Below are 19,595 nucleotides of genomic sequence, written 5' to 3'. Positions count from 1 at the left end.
CGGCGACAGTCGCTGACTACCGATTTGACAATATTGGGAAACGACGATAGCATCAGACAGAATTTTTTATTTGATAGGGGTCAGAATACTATTTTCTGACCCCTTTTTTCTTGTCTTAAGCTTTCTTTCAACACTTCTGTATTGGGAGTTACTGGAAAGCCAGCGCGTTGATGCATCTACCTGGATGAGCTGAGTGCATTAGAGACCCAATCTTTGGGGCTTAACTTGCTCAAACTGGTTGTAGAATCCCAACAAACAGCCAGCGAACAAGCCAAACAGTTGATTAGAAAGGCAAGACAGCAAATTGGGGATGCATCCGTTAAACGGGAATTTGTAGAATTGATAGAAACGATTCTGGTGTATAAATTTCCCCAGATGGGGCGAGAGGAGATCGAGCGAATGTTAGACCTGGGTGAACTGAGAGAAACAAAGGTTTATCAGGAAGCAAGAGAAGAAGGCAAGCTAGAAGGCAAGCTAGAAGGCAAGCTAGAAGGCAAGCTGGAAGCCGTTCCCAATTTAATCACGCTAGGGTTGAGTGTAGAGCAAATTGCTCAGGCTTTGGAACTGGATATAGAGGTTGTGAAAAGGGTTGCTGAGTCTTGCTCTGCTGGTGAGGGTCAGTAAAGCGAAGCGATCGCTGCATGGGTGGTCATTAGCCTTCCTGAATCAAGCGAACCAGATCTTCAGTAGAAACCTTGCCGCTCATATCTGCTCCTTCCAACAGGCTGTCTGCCAGGTCGCGCTTGTGATGGTGTAGCTGGACAATTTTTTCCTCAATCGTGTTTTTTGCCACCATGCGGTAGATGGTGACTGGACGCTGTTGACCAATGCGGTGGGCGCGATCGCTTGCCTGGTCTTCAACCGCAGGATTCCACCACGGGTCCATGTGAATCACATAGTCTGCCGCTGTCAGATTTAACCCGGTGCCACCTGCTTTCAAACTGATTAAAAACACATCGCCATCCCCAGATTGGAAGGCATCTACCCGTTTTTTGCGTTCTGGTGCTGGGGTGCTGCCATCCAAATATTGATAGTGAATTTTCTGTGTATCCAGATAGTCGCGGATAATGTGCAAATGATCCACAAACTGGCTGAATACCAGCGCTTTATGCCGGTTTTCCAGTAGCTCTGCCAGCACCTCACCAAACAGTTGCAGTTTAGAACTGGAGAGGGCGATTTCGGGTTTTGCCAGACGACTGTTGCAGCAGGCACGGCGCAAGCGCATGATTTCTGCCAGCACTTGCAAATGTTTGGCACCAGCAGCGGCATCACTTTCAGACAGTTTGGTAATGGCTTCTCGTCTGAGAGCTTCATAGAACGCCATTTCTTCCTGGCTCAGTTCGACATGCAGCAAAATTTCGGTGCGGGAAGGCAATTCTTCCAGAACCTGGCTTTTGGTGCGGCGTAATAGAAAAGGTTGGACGAGTTTTTTTAGACGGTTGCGTGCCTGTAGATCGCCATATTTCTCAATTGGTGTAGCAAACCGCTGATTAAATTTTTCTAGAGAGCCGAGCAAGCCCGGATTGATGAAGCGAAACAGGTTCCACAGTTCACCCAGATGGTTTTCAATCGGGGTGCCCGTGGTGATCAATTTGAAGCCACCTTGCAGGGTCATGGCTGCCTGCGATCGCTTAGTGGCAAAGTTTTTAATCGATTGCGCCTCATCCAGAACAATCGTTTGCCACTCTACCTTTGCCAGCATCTCTGCCACTTCTTCCTGCTGTAACAGACCATAGCTACACACCAGCATGTCAAACGGTTTTAACTGATCTAGCATTTTCTGGCGATCGCCACTACCAAATTGAATCGCGTTGATTGTAGGTGCAAACCGTTCAGCTTCAGCCATCCAATTCATGCAGACTGAGGTAGGTGCCACAATCAGCGTTGCTCCCTGGGCAGCACGGGTGAGAATCACTGCCAATGCCTGTAAGGTCTTGCCTAATCCCATGTCATCTGCCAGACAGGCACCCACTCCCCACTCGGCAAGTCGTGCCAGCCAGCGGAAGCCATCTATCTGGTAGTCGCGCAGATCAGCTTGCAGGGTGGACGGTAGCTGGGGTTCAAAGTCCTGAATTTCTTTAATTCGCTGAATATGTGCTTTCCAGTGTTTGTCGGCTTTGAAACTGCTAACCTCCTCTGCCCAGTCCTCTAAGGTTATGGCAGCCAGGGGATGAACCCGCAAGCCCTTGCCCGATTTTTCGGAGAAAGTCCGCAGTTCATCTAATCGTTTGCGAAACTCCTGCGTCAGTGCCAGGAATTGACCATCCCCCAAGGGAACAAAGCGACTGGGGGTTTTATCCAGGAGTTCCATAAGCTGCTTCATGTCCAGCACTAAGCGATCGTCCAGTTGCAGTTGTCCATCAGTGTCAAACCAGTCATTCTGACGCTTAATCGACATTGTGAAATTTTTGAGATCAGCCTGGTGAGTCACCCGCAGTTTTTCGCCTTGGGGCCACTCTAGAACAGCACTGTCTCCCAGGTTGCCCAGTTCCAACAATAGTTCCAGGCAGGCTTCCGGGTCTTCCACCAGCCACTCTCCATCCTGGCTTTCCTGTTGAGAGAGTGTGGGGCAGGCAGCGATCGCCGCACTTGCCAGTCTCTTTTCTTCGCGCTGATTTCGCACTGCTTGCAACCGCTTGCCCTCAATCTCGGCAATCACCGTTTCACCGCCAGCACCCGGACGGTAGTAGGGACCACCCTGGGCAAAGGGGCGCACCAGCACTGCCACCTTTAACCCACCCCCGGCAGGTAACAGATGAATGTGGGGTTTGGGATCGGCAGGCACTTCTTCTGCACTGGCAACTCCGCCGCCAATGTCAGAGTGGACAGTCACAATACTGGAAACACCACTGATAGCGGTTAACACCCGTTCCCTTGCCGACTCAGGCACCTCCAGCTTATTTTGCTGACCCAAAATGTCGGCAATCCGTCGGTGGTCGGCGGTCACTTCAATCACCTTGAGGCGGGTAGGTGTTTCTTTGACCACCAAAATGTTTTTGGTATCTTTGAGTTCGGGAAGAAATTGCAGGGTGAGGCGATCGCCCTTACCTTTTTTGACCAGAAGTTCTGGTTCACCTTTGATGATTTCGATACGAGTGGTGGGGGAGTCCTCCCAAAACACCAGGGGGTGCCCAATCAGGTCGGCGATCGCCTTTTCAGCAAACACATAATCCATGTTGCCGTAATAGCCGTAGGAATGGCTGGGCTTCAGGTGGGTGCAGATGCGATGATCCTGAGCGGTGAGATAATCAAATTCTTCTGGTTTGCTTTTCAGGCGTTTAAGGGCGATGGGACGCCCCCTGCCCCACTCTCCCTTAGCGGTAATGGTTTGCTCACGTGGCTGAATATGCCAACTGCTGGCAACCAGGGTGACAAACCAGGCTAACCGCTTGTTGGTCTCTGGCTTTGCCGTATCCTGGGGTTCCTTACTAAGGCTAGACAGAGCATTCAAACACAGTTCCCAAGGTTCCTGGGGATGGAGCAGGTCTACCAGTGTGCGGATACCGTTGGTCTGGCGAAAGGTAGCCGCCCGTTGACCGTACTGCCCACGGGGTTTGAAGCGGGACAACAGTTCCGCCGATTCCGTTGCTAACCACTCATAGCCAGCCGCATCCGCCTGTTTCACAAATGGCTCCAGCACTTTCGGCAGGCGCGATTTTGCAATATCAACATCAGTCCAGTAAAGGCAGAGGGCACGTAGTAGGGTTTCTAAACTGTGATGCTTAGGGTTGGGGGGTTCAGCCAGAATCAGGTTTTTTTGAGAAAGATCCCCTTGCTGAAGTTTGACCATCTTTTCCAGCAGGCGATAGGTTGGGCTGAGCCAGGATTTAGACTGCTGGGCAAGGTTGGTGCAATTGGCTGCCTCACTCAAATGAGCTGGCGAACCCTGTTTCAGAAGTACCAGGATAAAAAACAACCCCCCCGTTGATTGAAAGTAGATTTTCCGTTTGCCAGTGCCCTTCTTGAGGTCTTTGAGAGCAGCGGTGTAATGGGCGATCGCCCGTTCATCCTCACCCTGCAAAACATACAGCCAGCCCTGCAAATCGGCAGCCGCGTTTCGGTAAGGTCCGGTTAGTTGGTCAAGTGTTTGTTGGGCTTCTCGCAGCCGACCACGCAGAATTAGCTGTTCAATCAGCAGCATGGGAAAAAAGCCAGACCGCTTACCAGGTTCGGCGCAATCTTCCTGAAGTAGGGCAAACGCTTCATTTGCAGGAATTAAATGCACCATTGACTGGTTCACGATACTGGCTAAGGCACCTTCATAAATCTCAGGGGGTAGAGTGCGGAACCAATCTAGATCGAACGGATCATTACAGACCTGCTGATAAAGGTTCGACAATGAGAACTCATCTTTGTGATAGCCGTATTTGTTGTAGTCTTCCAGCAGTTGGTGGATGTATTTGATGTCTTTGCGATAAATCCCAATCCGAATCTCACGAATTAACTGGTTTTGACTGCTGAAATAGCGGGGTCCACCCTTCCACCGGGTCGTAAGGGGTAGTCTAGTCTGCACAATTTTGGCAAACGACTCAAACCGTCTTACATGAACGGCATCACGGGTTGCTATTTCCATTAAAAAAGGGTGACAGCGGGGACCCATGCCGCCCTCCTGAACTAAGACCCCCAGTTCCAATAAGCGATCGATAAAGGGCTTCAGCGATTGCTGGGTAAACGGCTTGTCATCAACGTTCCGAGTCTGAGTATCATTTAAGCAAATGGCAAAGGTGGCTCGGCTGACTGGTTCATAAATCACCGAGAATAACTGCACCATTAACTGCTCTAGAGGACGCAACTCATAATAAGCCTCAGAAAGCTGTTCCCGAATTTTTGCAGCATTAACGTTGAAGCTAGTCATTGAGGGAGGTAAGGAGTGAGGAGTTATTAGTTGTTAGTTGTTAGTTGTTGGTTGTTAGAAATACACCCTACCATCTACCACCTACCACCCACTACCTGACACCTGACACCTGCCACCTGACACCTATTCCCCTTCCGCCGCTGCATCATCCACAATTTCCATTACGGCTGTAATTTTCTCGTCTGGGTTGAGTTTGAACAGGCGATCGCCCTTGCTATCCTTACTTTCCAGGGGAGCGGATTCCATATCCAATCGGCTCATCCGGTTCGCACTGGTCAGTAAGACGACCTCGGTGCCGGGAATGGCGGTCACCACTCCGGCAAGGGTGTCTGCTTTGGTGGCAAATCGGATCTGGGTGCCCAGTTCACCTGCTCCCGATAGCCGCAGTTCATCCACAGGGAGCCGTTTGGTATAGCCTTCTTCGGTGATTAGCAGCAATTCCTCGTCTTCAAACACGGTGGCGCACCCTACGAGTCGATCTTGCTTGCGTAGCCGCATGCCGCGATTGCCCTGGGCTGTACGACTCATAATGGGTAGGTTGCCCTCGTTCACCTCCAGGCGCAGGAGCCGTCCACCGGAGCTTGCCAGCACCAGTTGTTCCCCCGGTTCAACCAGACGGGCGTAAACCAATTGATCCTCTTCTTTGAACTTCATCACCACCAGACCGCGCCCGGTGAGCTCAGAAAATTCAGTCAGAGGTAGTCGCTTTAAGCGCCCTTCAGCACTCAGCAATAGCAAGGTGATTGCTTCTAATTCGTCTGGCAGGATGAAGCTGTGAACAATCGCATTGCGATCGCCCTGGGCAGAAGGTGGCAGCAATGTCAGCAAAGGAACTCCCTTTGCATTTCGACCAGAGGATGGGGGAATTTCACCCACATTCAGGGGAAAGGCTTTTCCGTTACGGGTTAATACCACTAGTGTTTTATGGGTCGTGGTAAAGAGGGTCTGCTCCACAAAATCATCCCCCTCCTCTAATACCAGCATCGGCTTTTCCGCCATTCGGCTGCGGCTACGCTGGTAAGTTTTAGGTGCTACTCGCCGCACATAACCCCGTTGGGTAATTTCCAGCACCACTTCCTGTTCTTCTTCTTCTTCAAAGAGTGAGGGGTGAGGGGTAAGGGGTGAGGAGGGGGCTTCTTTTTCACCTCTCTCTTCTCCCTTTTCACCTCTCCCTTCTCGGATTTCCTCGCCATTTCCATTCTGCTCAGGTATCGTGACAATCCTTGTCCGGCGCTGGTCACCATACTTCTTCTTCAACGCCCGCAGGTCTTTCTTGAGTACTTTCAATAATTCATGGCGATCGCCCAGGAGTTTCTGTAACTCCCCAACCCGGGCATCCAGTTCATCAAATTCCTGTTGCAGGTTGGCTTGTTCTGTGGACATCAGGCGACGCAGGGGCATCGCCAGAATGGCATCCGATTGGCGATCGCTGAACTCAAACTGTTCCCGAAAAGTCTGCTTGGCAGTCGTGCCATCGGGGGCATTTCTGAGGATGGCGATTACCCCATCCAGGTTTTCCAGGGCAGTCAATAGCCCATCCAGGACTTCCAGGCGATTTTCGGCTTTTTCCAACTCGTGGCGGTAGCGACGGTTGAGGGTTTCTTCCCGGAAAGTCAGAAAGCTTTGCAGTAGTTGGCGCAGGGGTAATTGGCGTGGTTGCCCGTTATCCAGCGCCAGCATGATGACACCAAAGTTTGTCTGAAGGGCAGTTTGGCGATATAGCTGGTGGAGCAACTTCTGGGGATTGACATCCCGCCGCAGTTCAATCACGACTCGAATGCCATCGCGATCGCTCTCATCTCGAATATCCGAAATCCCATCAATTTTTGATTGGGACACCAGATCCGCTATCTTTTCAATCCAGGCGGCTTTGTTGACCTGATAGGGCAATTCCGTCACCACAATGGCAGTCCGGCGGTGTTTTCCCCTGCCAGTCTGAACTTCTTCAACTTGGGCAACGCCCCGCATGGGAATACTGCCTCTGCCGGTCAGATAAGCTTCCCGAATACCGTCCGTGCCTACAATCTCACCACCTGTGGGGAAGTCAGGTCCGGGGATCAGTTCAAGCAGTTTCTCGTCAGAAAGGGTGGGTGAATCGATCAGGGCAATCAAACCATCAACGATTTCACCCAGGTTGTGGGGGGGAATATTGGTCGCCATGCCGACCGCAATCCCTGAACTGCCGTTGAGCAGTAAAACTGGCAACTGGGCAGGGAGGACGGTTGGCTCCTGTTGGGAGTTGTCAAAGTTCCCCACAAAATCTACAGTGGCATCTCCGATTTCACTCAACATGCCTTCGTTACTGATAGAGGCAAGGCGAGTTTCGGTATACCGCATGGCAGCCGGGGGATCATCATCCACAGAGCCAAAGTTGCCGTGCCCCGCCAGCAGGGGATAGCGGCTAGAAAATTCCTGCACCATCCGCACCAGCGCGTCATACACTGCCTGGTCGCCGTGGGGGTGATACTTACCCAGCACATCCCCAACCACACGGGCGCACTTACGGTAGGGGCGGTCTGGGGTCAGCCCCAACTCATGCATGGCGTACAGGATACGTCGATGTACGGGTTTGAGTCCATCACGAACATCGGGTAAGGCTCGCCCGACAATGACACTCATGGCATATTCAAGGTAGGACTGCTGCATCTCCGTATGCAGGGCGGTTGTGATGACCTGTCCTGCCGAGAGCATGTTTAACTGTCTAGCCATGAGTGTCGTTCCTTAATTCCTGGATTCGCAAAACTTTTGTGTTGGTTGAAACGGGCGACGATTAGCATAGTGGCATCCCCCTTACGCATAGTTGCCCAATTTCACTGTAGGATGACGCCAGTTAATTTGCTTGTACTCTGCCGGGTCACAATGAAAGGAAAAGGGTATGAAAACCGTTTTGATTGTGGAGGATGATGCCGTTAATGCAAGGGTTTTTTCCAAAATTTTGACAAAGATGGGTAAGTTGGCAGTTAAGCATACGGAAAATGTCGAAGAAGTGATGCAAATTGCTCAGGCAAAGGAAGCGGACGTTATTTTGATGGATGTTTCCCTTGCCCGTAGTGTCTACCAGGGTAAACCCGTGGATGGGATCAAAATTACTCAAATGTTGAAGGCAGACCCCAGGACGGCTAACCTGCCCATCATTTTGGTGACAGCCCATGCGATGGAGGGCGATCGCGAAAATTTCCTCAAACAAAGTGGTGCCGATGGCTACATTTCCAAGCCCGTGGTCAACCACCAGGCATTCGTAGACCAGATCAAAGCGCTGCTGCCCCAGGATTGAGCCAGTATGGTGAAGCCTGTCTCCATCAATCACAGAAAAATAAACCATAACGTCAATTGATTTCACCCCTGTGTGCGATCGGCTCCCAAACCACTGCATCACGCCACCTCCTTCCTATTTCAGCGTTTGCAGACAACTGACAGGCTGTTAAATTCTAGCCAGCAACTAAGTACATTAGTACCATTTTTTGAGGTGTTCGGGTGGGTCTTTACCATCCCTCTTGACCCAGCCCCCAAAATCTCCATCTGATATTTCTTGCTGAATTTTTATTGAGCTTGTACTACCCTTGAGCCTCCATAACTATTAAGATGAAGCATCCTTGTACTTGACCCATGGAGGGTGTCATGAAAGGGCTGAACAGCCAGGGGGCAGCACTAGCCTGCCTGATCCTTGCATCCTCGCTTGTAAGCTACGTGGCAACCCTTGCTATACTGGCTTCCCAGCCCCCTGCTCCGCTAACCACTCCACCCGAACAAAGTCAAACTGCTAAGCTCTCTGTGCTGGACAGTTCAGAAGGCTTTCTGTTGGAGGTGGCAGGTAGCCGTGCCAGGTGTCGTCGCACGTCGCGGCAAACAACTGGTTCTGTCAGAGCCACATCGGGACGATGCAATCCGTGTCATTTGGGAAGTCGCCGCCGTCAAAGGGTCAACTGGAGCAATTGCTGTCCTTGCTACAACAACTGGAGCAATAGTTCCTGGAGTAATGATTCCTGGGATGATGATTACTGGAGTAATAATTCCTGGAGTGATGACTATTGGGATGATGATTACTGGAGTAATAGCTCCTGGAGTGATGAGTATTGGGATGATGATTACTGGAATGGTCGGTATCGTCGTAGGGGAAGGTATTGGAGCGATCGCTCCTCTTCCAATAACGATTTCTCTAATGACTATTGGAGACGAAACTATTCCTCAGGTACAGGCTCCTATCGAGGTATTGATTATTACTCCAATCAACGCTACCCAGGTAACACAGACGCGATACCGGGAGCCTGGTAGGGAAGGGGATTGCATGACTTCCCATCTCGCTTCAAGGCAAAACTTCAATCGCTGATGGAGCAGGGGAAGGAGATGGCGTAACGGTTGGATTAGTTTTCTCTTTCGCTTGCCGCAGGCGTTCATAAAAGTCGCTGGCTGTTGGCTTTTTAGCTGGTTTAGGGCTTGCAGAAGTGGCGGCTTTATTTTGAGGCAGATTCTCCTGGGGTTTTATAGTCTCCGGAGGTTTGGCAGCAGACGGTTCCGGTGAACCAGGTTTGCCAATGGTGCCAGAGGGTGCCACCGATGGTGATGGGGCAGGGGAAGCGGGTATCGAGCGAACAGGGGCAACAGGGGCGATCGCCTTTGCGGGGGTTAGACTGGATGGTGCCGTGGGGCTGGGGGAAGGACGCGATCCCTTGCGCGCAGGAGGGGGTGACGAAGGAGCAGGTTGAGCCGGGATTGACGAAGGAGTCGGTTGACCTGGGACTTTAGCAGATGGCGCTACGGGAGATGGCGCTACGGAAGGCTGGGTCGGTGGCGTTGGTGGGCTGGCAACGGGATCTGGAGTCCCCAATGTCTGAGGTTGAGGGGATTTCGTGCCCGCTGGGGGGGATTGAGCTGGTTTATCTGGCTCAACCGGGGCGACTGGACTAGGGGATGGACGCAAGCGGTTTAGGAAGGACGGCAAAGCTCTTGGTTTAGCTGCTTTGGAATCTGGCTCTACCGTTGGTTTGGCGGGGACTGTCGTGGGGCTGACAGTTGGTTTTGGTTCCAGTGAACGTTGTGCAGGTGAGGGTTTAACGGTTGGTGAAGATGGTATCGGTGGATGGCTTTCCGTTGGGGGTTGGCTGGGTGCAGGGGCGATCGGGCTGGGAACCGGGGGCACAGGTTTAGGGGCTGGCGTTACCGCCTTTGGAGTCTGGCGGAAACGGTTGAGAAATCCTGGAAGACGGGATTCCGCAGGCGGCTTCTCTGGCTGCACAGGTTTGGGAACTTCTGGCTTAGAGATTTGTGGCTTCGAGGTTTCAGGTTTTGCGGGAGATGTCTCTGGAGATATTTTCGGCTCTACTGATTTTGGAGCTTCTATCTTTGCCGGGGCTTCTATCTTTGCCGGAACTTCTATCCTTGCTGGCAGTTCAATCGGCTCTGGACTCTCTTTCCGCTCTGGAGCCTCTCGCTTCAATGGCGCAGAAGGTTGAGGACTGGGACTGACTGGCACCGGAGAAGGCTTAACCTGTTTGGGTGCCTCCAGGGGTGCAGGGCTGGTCTTAGGCTTTGGAGCTGGTTGAGCCTTGCCCGCAGGGGATGGAGTAGGAGTGGGTCGTACTGGTGGGATGACCGGAACTGGAGCCAAAGAGGGCTTCCCATTAGGGGTAGGTTCAGGGGAAGGAGTGGGAGTCGGGATAGGCTCCTGCGGCGCATAGTTGGGGTCTACAATAGCCTGTGCTTCTGCGGCTGCAAGCTCTCCTCGGGTTAAACGGGAAAGGGTATCTTTTCCGTTTGGCTCATAGGTAATGACTCTTGCCGTGTTATTGAAAACGTTGTTAACCGGGTTTCCCTGCTCATCCAGAAATTCAAGCTGAACCCAGTTCTTTCCAGGTTTGAATCCCTTCAAGTAGACAGGCTGCCAGCGCTCCAATAGAAAGCTTTCGCCATTCACCGTACAGCGAATTCGCCAGTCAGCGATATCGTCTTCAGAATTCTCTTGCGCAACGAGATGCAGAGGGGCGTTGGTCAAGTAAAAATCAAGCATAATCGGTTCTGCCCCGTAGGTGCCCTGAGGGCGACTATAGGTGAGTAGAGGCAGCGACGGATTGGGACTGTTTTCCTGGGTTTTCGTGAAGACGTGGAAGCTCACCTGGGTATAGGCACCTTCATTTTTAAAACTTTCGTGCCAGGGACGGGAAGCAAAGGCGCGAATAGTGTGGGTGCCGGGTTCAAGATTTTCTAAGACAAGTGGTTTATTCAGGTCATACACTGCCTGGTAGGTGCTGTTGTCCAGTAAGACATGCAGGTGAGGACCTAACCCCAACTTCTCATCTTTAAATATCGGCAGATCCTTCACTTGAAATCGGACCGATACCCGATTGTCAGTCAAAATTTCGTTAGGTTTTGGGTCGAGAATTGTGACCTGAGGCTGATACTTTTCCAGCGACTTACGGAGTTCTTGAATCGCAAGCGGAAGTGGTGCTTCCGCCAGGGTGGTGGAAAGCTGAGCAGCCGACTTAGATTTCTCTGGTTTAGCTGGTCGCGCTTTGCCAAGCGCCATTGCACTCTGAGTTCCCAGTGAACTCAAAACCAGAACAGTGATCAAGAAGACTGTAAATAAAGCCTTAGTTAGCGATCGCCAGCAGTTCATCCCAGGTACCAAATCTAACCCTCCCTTATAAAAGGTTGCTTCCGCCATAAGGAACTATAGCGGAAGCGATCCCCCGTCAATTCATAATTTTTCCGTAGTAGTAAGGCATTAGGTGATGGAGTGGAACTAAATTGCTAGCTGTTGGTTATTCGTGGCTAGTTTTGAGATTGTTACCACCCAATCTCTGACTTCTTATCCCCCAACCTCTACCACTTGAGCCTCAAAACCAATTACACTTTGTTACTTATTATTAAATCTCATGAAAAAAAACCATTCAACTCACAAAAATGCTTTTGCTTACCACCATAGAAATCCTCGTGAAGATGGCATAGAGCCAGATCAATCCTTGACCCTGAAAACCCTATTCTGGCAAGCAATTCATAGGTTTTCCCTATTGTTTCGTTTTATAAATGTAATACACGAATCTCTTGACTTTTGCCCGACCACATGGATTCACAAAATCAGTCCAGAGCTTTGATTGAGCGATTTTGAATTATTGTTAACGGCTCCCAGATAGGGCGTAGACCAAGTCCTATAATGACCCCTTGAGAACTCTTGTTAGGCTGATTCCTTTGCTTCATAAGCTTTTCGCTCTTGACTGGAATCAATGTTCACTTCCTCTACCCTGGGGTAGATAGCCCTACCCCACGCTGCACGAATTATTTAGGGACTCATAAATTCGTTTTTACGAGTCGTGTCGGCGGTCGCTACCCAGCGGCGGATTTCCCAAAGAGTAAGAAACGCCTGATGTGAGAGCTTCCTCGTTCCTTGTCTAGAGAGAGGAGAGTCTCAATGACAACTACCCCACGGGCGAAAGTTGTCGTCGATAAGGATCCAGTACCTACTTCTTTCGAGAAGTGGGCGCAGCCTGGTCATTTCGATCGCACCTTGGCGAGAGGTCCCAAAACCACCACCTGGATTTGGAACCTTCACGCTAACGCCCATGATTTTGATAGCCATACTAGTGACTTAGAAGACGTATCCCGAAAAATCTTTAGCGCTCACTTTGGTCACCTAGCCGTGATTTTCATCTGGCTAAGTGGCATGTATTTCCATGGCGCTAAGTTTTCAAATTTTGAAGCCTGGATGGCAAACCCCACTGGTATTAAGCCCAGTGCGCAAGTCGTCTGGCCCATCTTCGGTCAAGAAATTTTGAATGCAGATGTTGGTGGCGGTTTCCACGGAATCCAGATCACCTCTGGTTTGTTTTACATGTGGAGAGGCGAAGGCTTCACCAATAGCTTCCAGCTTTACTGCACGGCAATTGGCGCGCTAGTCATGGCAGCTTTAATGCTGTTCGCTGGCTGGTTCCACTATCACAAAGCAGCTCCTAAGCTGGAGTGGTTCCAAAATGCTGAATCCATGATGAATCACCACCTGGCAGTTTTGTTGGGTTGTGGTTCCCTGGGTTGGGCTGGGCACATCATCCATGTAGCTTTGCCAACGAACCAATTGCTCGATGCTGGGGTCGCTGTAAAGGATATTCCGCTCCCCCATGAGTTCATCCTGAACTCCAAGCTGATGGCAGACCTGTTCCCCAGCTTTGCCAAAGGGCTAACCCCCTTCTTTACCCTCAACTGGGCTGAGTACTCTGACTTCCTGACCTTTAAGGGCGGAGTTAACCCAGTCACCGGTAGCCTCTGGTTGACCGATAACGCCCATCACCATTTGGCGATCGCGGTTCTGTTTATCATTGCTGGTCACCAGTACCGCACCAACTGGGGTATCGGTCACAGCATGAAAGAGATCCTGGAGAACCACAAGGGTCCCTTCACTGGTGAGGGTCACAAAGGTCTGTACGAGATCCTGACCACCTCCTGGCACGCTCAGTTGGCAATCAACCTGGCGCTGATGGGTTCCCTCAGCATCATCGTTGCCCAGCACATGTACTCCATGCCACCCTATCCATACCTGGCGACAGACTATGCGACGCAACTGTCGATTTTCACTCACCATATGTGGATTGGCGGCTTCCTGATTGTTGGTGGAGCGGCTCATGGAGCCATCTTCATGGTTCGGGATTACGATCCGGTTGTAAACCAAAACAACCTGTTAGATCGGGTCATCCGTCATCGCGATGCCATCATTTCTCACCTGAATTGGGTTTGTATTTTCCTGGGCTTCCATAGCTTTGGTCTGTACGTTCACAACGACACAATGCGTGCATTTGGTCGTCCTCAGGACATGTTCTCGGATACGGGAATTCAGCTTCAGCCCATCTTTGCTCAGTGGATTCAAGGTCTGCACTTTGCAGCTCCTGGTAACACGGCTCCTAACGCTCTGGCTCCTGCCAGCTATGTGTTTAACGGAGACGTGCTGGCAGTGGGTGGTAAGGTCGCAATCTCTGGTATCCCTCTGGGTACGGCAGATTTCCTGGTTCACCACATCCATGCTTTCACCATCCATGTGACGGTATTGATTCTGCTGAAAGGCGTTCTGTTTGCTCGTAGCTCTCGTCTGATTCCAGACAAGGCAAATCTGGGCTTCCGCTTCCCCTGTGACGGTCCCGGTCGTGGTGGCACCTGCCAGGTTTCTGGTTGGGATCACGTCTTCCTGGGTCTGTTCTGGATGTACAACTCCATCTCGATTGTGATTTTCCACTTCAGTTGGAAAATGCAGTCTGATGTGTGGGGAACGGTCAACCCTGACGGATCAGTCGCTCACATTACGGCTGGCAACTTTGCTCAAAGCGCCATTACCATCAATGGTTGGCTGCGTGACTTCCTCTGGGCACAGGCAACCCAAGTGATTACTTCCTACGGTTCGGCATTGTCTGCCTATGGCTTGCTGTTCCTGGGTGCTCACTTTGTCTGGGCGTTCAGTCTCATGTTCCTGTTCAGTGGTCGTGGCTACTGGCAAGAGTTGATTGAATCCATTGTTTGGGCACACAATAAGCTCAAAGTTGCTCCGTCGATTCAGCCACGTGCGCTGAGTATTATTCAAGGTCGAGCGGTGGGCGTTGCCCACTATCTATTGGGAGGGATTGCCACAACCTGGGCATTCTTCCTAGCTCGCACACTGTCACTTGGATGAGCGCGAGGAGAACAAAGTAAACTATGGCGACTAAATTTCCAAAATTTAGCCAGGACCTCGCTCAAGATCCGACCACTCGTCGTATCTGGTACGGGATCGCCACAGCCCATGACTTTGAAAGCCATGACGGGATGACGGAAGAGAATCTTTATCAGAAGATTTTTGCTTCCCATTTCGGACACATTGCAATCATTTTCTTGTGGACTTCGGGCCTCCTGTTCCACGTAGCCTGGCAAGGCAACTTTGAGCAGTGGATTAAAGACCCGCTGCACATCCGTCCCATTGCTCACGCGATTTGGGACCCCCAATTTGGTAAACCTGCGGTAGAAGCATTCACCCAGGCGGGTGCTTCCTACCCGGTTGATATCTCTTACTCCGGTGTGTACCACTGGTGGTATACCCAGGGTGTCAGGACGAATGGTGACCTGTATCAGGGTTCCATCTTCCTTCTGATTCTGTCAGCCCTCTTCCTGTTTGCAGGCTGGCTACACCTCCAACCCAAGTTTCGTCCCAGCCTTGCCTGGTTCAAGAATGCTGAATCTCGACTGAACCACCACCTGGCAGGTTTGTTTGGGGTTAGCTCATTAGCTTGGGCGGGTCACTTGATTCATGTGGCAATCCCTGAGTCTCGTGGTCAGCATGTAGGTTGGGGTAACTTCCTATCTACACCTCCTCACCCGGCTGGTTTGGCACCGTTCTTTACTGGCAACTGGGGAGTCTATGCAGAGAACCCCGACACTGCCAGCCATGCGTTTGGTACGGCGGACGGAGCTGGTACTGCAATCCTGACTTTCCTCGGTGGTTTCCATCCTCAGACCCAGTCTCTCTGGCTGACGGATATGGCACACCACCATCTGGCGATCGCTGTTCTGTTTATCGTGGCGGGGCACATGTACCGCACGAACTTCGGAATCGGTCACAGCATCAAGGAGATGATGGATTCCAAGACCTTCTTCGGGAAGTCGGTCGAAGGTCCCTTTAACATGCCTCACCAGGGCATTTACGAGACCTACAACAACTCGTTGCACTTCCAACTGGGTTGGCACCTGGCTTGTCTGGGTGTGATCACCTCCTTGGTGGCGCAGCACATGTACTCCATGCCGCCCTACGCCTTTATCGGGCAAGATTTCACCACTCAGGCAGCACTCTATACCCATCACCAGTACATTGCTGGGTTCTTGATGGTGGGTGCGTTTGCCCACGGTGCAATCTTCTGGGTGCGGGATTATGATCCCGAACAGAATAAGGGAAATGTGTTGGCGCGCATGATTGAGCATAAGGAAGCGCTCATCTCTCACCTGAGCTGGGTGTCTCTCTTCCTTGGGTTCCATACCCTGGGTCTGTATGTTCACAACGATGTTCAAGTCGCCTTCGGCGTTCCCGAAAAGCAAATCCTGATTGAGCCGGTCTTTGCTCAGTTCATTCAGGCATCGCACGGTAAAGTGCTGTACGGCTTGAATACGCTGCTGTCCAACTCAGATAGTATTGCTGCCACCGCCTGGCCCAACTACGGTAACGTTTGGCTCCCTGGCTGGTTGGATGCGATTAACAGCGGTACCAATTCTCTATTCTTGACCATTGGTCCTGGCGATTTCCTGGTTCACCATGCGATCGCTCTGGGTCTGCACACCACCACCCTGATTCTGGTCAAAGGTGCGTTGGATGCTCGTGGTTCTAAGCTGATGCCCGATAAGAAAGATTTCGGCTACAGCTTCCCCTGCGATGGTCCTGGTCGGGGCGGTACCTGCGACATCTCTGCTTGGGATGCTTTCTATCTGGCAATGTTCTGGATGCTGAATACCCTGGGCTGGGTTACCTTCTACTGGCACTGGAAGCATCTGGGCGTGTGGCAGGGCAACCTGTCCCAGTTCAATGAAAGCTCGACTTATCTGATGGGCTGGTTCCGTGATTATCTGTGGCTCTACTCTGGTCCACTGATCAACGGTTACAACCCCTACGGTGTGAACAATCTGGCAATCTGGGCATGGATCTTCTTACTTGCACACCTGTGCTGGGCAGTTGGGTTTATGTTCCTGATCTCCTGGAGAGGTTACTGGCAAGAGTTGATCGAAACCCTGGTTTGGGCACACGAGCGTACTCCGCTGGCTAACCTGGTTCGCTGGAAGGATAAGCCCGTTGCACTGTCAATCGTCCAGGCTCGTCTGGTTGGTCTGACCCACTTTGCGGCTGGTTATGTCCTTACCTATGCAGCCTTTGTGATTGCCTCGACAGCGGCTAAGTTCCCATAGCGAATTAGAACATGCTGAGGTAACTCAGAAGTGGCTATTAAAAGCCCTCCGCTGAAAGGTGGGGGGCTTTTTGTTGGATAAACCTCACCAACTTAGAAACCCGTAGTTTTTTCTAGGAAAAATCTTCAGTTCTCAACTTGGATGAGGTTTAGAAGCGGATTATGAATTCACTGTTAGGAAAAAATACTTAATGCTTGCTGCCTCCTAAGATTGATTTGTGTTAAGAGCCTGTTGCAGTGGTGTCTAATCTTTATTGGTTTGATCAGATTCAACCGGAGCATCGATCCTTAGTCGGCAGTAAGGCGTTTCACTTAGCCCATCTGTTGCAAGCAGGGCATCCGGTAGTACCGGGTTTTGTAATTTCTGCTCAAATATTGCACAAATTTTTGGCGACGATGGACTGGTTAGAGCCGCTGTTTGCCGATTTACCCTATTCGTCCCTCCGGCTCGACATTGAAAACCCTCAACAACTGCAAGCGATCGCCCAGCGAATTCGCCAGGCGATTGAGGCGGCAACACTGTCATCGGATGAGTGGTTGGTTGACCTCAAAGCAGCGGTGGATCAGTTGGATTCTCCCGTGGTCGTTTTGCGACCTTCCCTGGCACTCAAAGCTCCGATTCGTTCTCGCTCCCACCACTTCGAGCCAGTCATCCTTGGGAAAAGTTCTGCTCTGTTTGACATTCAGATTTGTGACACCACTGAGGCAGCCTTAACCCAGGGGGTCAAACGCCTATGGGCAGACTTGTTTGGAGCAAAAAGCCTGTTTTATTGGCAGAAATCGGAGATCCCTTTGCAGCAGGTTCGACTAGCAGTTTTGGTGCAGCCCTTGTGGTCAGCGATCGCGGCAGGAACCGTGCAGGCAAACGAAGCGTATTTCAACATCCAGTCCACGCCAGGACTGGGGGTGGCGATCGCCTGGGGAGAAGTCAGCCCCGATGTTTACCAGGTTCATACTTCCAGTGGCACAATTCTGTCCCGCAGTCTGGGCACTAAAACCATTGCCTATCAGCCAGGAACCCGTCCGACCGATCGCAATCTCTGGCTACAATCTCGACTGCTAACCACCGATCAACAGTTCAGCTACGCTTTAGATAGTCAGCAGTTGGATCATCTGATTCAACTGGCTCAAAGATTAATCGCTGATCTGGGAACGCCCTTAGAGTTTGAATGGACACTTTGTAGCCAAAGTAATTCTCAGCCCCTATTCTATTTAACCCAGGTCATTCCCAGTTTACCGCCAGCCAGCCAGCCAGCCAGTCGTCCTAAAACCGGGGAGCCGCCTACTCTCTCGAACAGGGTTTCTGCGCCCATGAATTCCAGTTCTACTCTTTTGCTGTCCGGGCTGGCAGTGTCTCAAGGGCAAGCGATCGCCCGTGCCAGGGTGATTACCAATCCGAACGAAGCACCCGTAGATGTGATTCCAGGGACCGTGCTGGTGGCGGACGTGCTGATGCCCCAATGGTTGCCCTGGATTAAACAGTCTGCTGCGATTATTACTGAGCAAGGTAGTATTACCAGTCACAGTGCAATCATTGCCCGTGAGGTCGGTGTCCCGGCAGTTATGGGTACCGCCCGTGCCACCCAACTCATTCAAACCGGAGACCTGGTCATGGTGGACGGCGAGCAGGGCAAAGTATACCGGATTGAAGCCGCGACAACGGTTCCAGAAGCCGAGCGTCGTTCAGCCCAACCCGAATCATTCTCCCCTGAAAAAGAGGATTCTTCCTCCCATCATTTTCCTGACCCAAAAGGCATTGATCTCCATCCGGTATCCGTAGATTCCGCCTCTGACCGCCCCCCGATTGGAACCCGACTGATGGTCAACCTGAGCCAGCCCGATTCCCTAGCAAGGCTGACTAATTTGCCAGTTGATGGGGTGGGGCTGTTACGCTCAGAACTTCTGATCCTGGACTTTTTGGAAAACCAGCACCCTGACCAGTGGCTTCGGCAAGGGCGCAGTGCTGAACTGGTCGAACGGCTCACCCACACCCTGAACCAGTTTGCCGCAACTTTGGCACCCCGCCCAGTTTTCTACCGCTCCCTCGATTTACGTTCCCATGAATTCCGAGGCATGGAAGGGGGAGAGTCCGTTCCTGTGGAAGTAAATCCAATGCTGGGGATGCGCGGCACATTTAGTTACGTGAAGCATCCTGCCCTATTTGAGTTGGAACTGGTAGCCCTGGCAGGCGTGCAACGGGCAGGCTATACCAACATTCGGCTGATACTGCCCTTTGTCCGCACGGTAGAAGAGTTTTGCTTCTGCCGCCAACGGGCAGAACTGGCGGAATTAACCTATGACCCTGGCTTTCAAATTTGGATTATGGCAGAAGTGCCCTCCGTCCTGTTTCTACTTCCGGAGTATGTAAAAGCTGGAGTGAAGGGAATTTCCATTGGCTCAAATGATCTGACTCAACTATTGTTGGGAGTCGATCGCGACTATGCCCCAATGGCAGATGCCTTTGATGAACGGCATCCAGCAGTCAAGGCAGCAATTGCCCAACTGATCCGGCAGGCAAACCAATTAGGGATTCCCTGCGCCCTCTGTGGCGAAGCTCCTACGCGATATCCAGAACTCGTTGAAGATCTGATTCGCTGGGGCATCCACACCCTTTCAGTCGATCTGGATGCTGTGGAGACTACCTACTGGGCGATCGCCCGCGCCGAACGCCGACTGCTGCTAGAAGCGGCTCGCCAACAATGAAGTTAGACCTTACAGCCATTTCCCCTGGCATCAGCCCTATGCACACCCATCTACTCCACCCCTCCACCATCCCCACGCCGTTGTGGTTTACTCATCTAAAATCGCTGTAGGAAGAGGGGGCATTTTCAGGTAACCGTTAAGCGAAT

At 51.6% G+C, this 19,595-nt stretch carries 9 protein-coding genes; 6 read left to right on the top strand and 3 right to left on the bottom strand.

What is annotated here, in order from left to right; all coding sequences use genetic code 11:
* Nucleotides 1-174: 174 nt before the first annotated feature.
* The gene (locus AC1S52_RS20830) at nucleotides 175-624 is read left to right on the top strand and encodes an Rpn family recombination-promoting nuclease/putative transposase (RefSeq protein ID WP_482030974.1); all 450 of its coding nucleotides are present in this window, start codon (nucleotides 175-177) and stop codon (nucleotides 622-624) included.
* Nucleotides 625-652: 28 nt separating this feature from the next.
* Here AC1S52_RS20830 and AC1S52_RS20825 read toward each other — a convergent pair whose 3' ends face one another.
* Both AC1S52_RS20825 and AC1S52_RS20820 read right to left on the bottom strand, forming a co-directional pair.
* Entirely contained in the window at nucleotides 653-4,855 is a 4,203-nt protein-coding gene (locus tag AC1S52_RS20825; RefSeq protein ID WP_482030971.1) for a DEAD/DEAH box helicase, read from the bottom strand.
* A 123-nt stretch (nucleotides 4,856-4,978) separates the two neighbouring features.
* The gene (locus tag AC1S52_RS20820; protein ID WP_482030970.1) at nucleotides 4,979-7,564 is read right to left on the bottom strand and encodes a DNA gyrase/topoisomerase IV subunit A; all 2,586 of its coding nucleotides are present in this window, start codon (nucleotides 7,562-7,564) and stop codon (nucleotides 4,979-4,981) included.
* A gap of 166 nt (nucleotides 7,565-7,730) precedes the next feature.
* Here AC1S52_RS20820 and AC1S52_RS20815 point away from each other — a divergent pair, with 166 nt between their 5' ends.
* Together AC1S52_RS20815 and AC1S52_RS20810 are read left to right on the top strand one after the other, a co-directional pair.
* Nucleotides 7,731-8,129 carry a response regulator gene (locus AC1S52_RS20815; protein ID WP_482030969.1) on the top strand — a complete coding sequence of 133 codons (399 nt, stop codon included), beginning with the start codon at nucleotides 7,731-7,733 and terminating at the stop codon, nucleotides 8,127-8,129.
* Between the two features lie 344 nt (nucleotides 8,130-8,473).
* Nucleotides 8,474-9,127, top strand: coding sequence for a hypothetical protein (locus AC1S52_RS20810; RefSeq protein WP_482030968.1), 654 nt, complete (start codon nucleotides 8,474-8,476; stop codon nucleotides 9,125-9,127).
* A gap of 31 nt (nucleotides 9,128-9,158) precedes the next feature.
* On the opposite strand, the gene AC1S52_RS20805 is transcribed toward AC1S52_RS20810, so the two are convergent.
* Complete coding sequence (locus AC1S52_RS20805) at nucleotides 9,159-11,513, bottom strand: hypothetical protein (RefSeq protein ID WP_482030967.1); 2,355 nt, start codon at nucleotides 11,511-11,513, stop codon at nucleotides 9,159-9,161.
* A gap of 744 nt (nucleotides 11,514-12,257) precedes the next feature.
* Between AC1S52_RS20805 and psaA the strand changes: the two genes are divergently transcribed.
* The 3 genes from psaA to AC1S52_RS20790 all read left to right on the top strand — a co-directional run bounded on the left by psaA (nucleotide 12,258) and on the right by AC1S52_RS20790 (nucleotide 19,449).
* Nucleotides 12,258-14,498 carry a photosystem I core protein PsaA gene (gene psaA, locus AC1S52_RS20800; RefSeq protein ID WP_482030966.1) on the top strand — a complete coding sequence of 747 codons (2,241 nt, stop codon included), beginning with the start codon at nucleotides 12,258-12,260 and terminating at the stop codon, nucleotides 14,496-14,498.
* Between the two features lie 23 nt (nucleotides 14,499-14,521).
* On the top strand, nucleotides 14,522-16,747 hold the full coding sequence (psaB, locus tag AC1S52_RS20795; protein WP_482030965.1) for a photosystem I core protein PsaB: 2,226 nt from the start codon (nucleotides 14,522-14,524) through the stop codon (nucleotides 16,745-16,747).
* A 239-nt stretch (nucleotides 16,748-16,986) separates the two neighbouring features.
* Complete coding sequence (locus AC1S52_RS20790) at nucleotides 16,987-19,449, top strand: putative PEP-binding protein (RefSeq protein WP_482030964.1); 2,463 nt, start codon at nucleotides 16,987-16,989, stop codon at nucleotides 19,447-19,449.
* Nucleotides 19,450-19,595: the final 146 nt, after the last annotated feature.

Source organism: Kovacikia sp. CALU 1929, from assembly GCF_056784235.1.
This window is presented reverse-complemented; position numbering and strand designations above follow the sequence as displayed.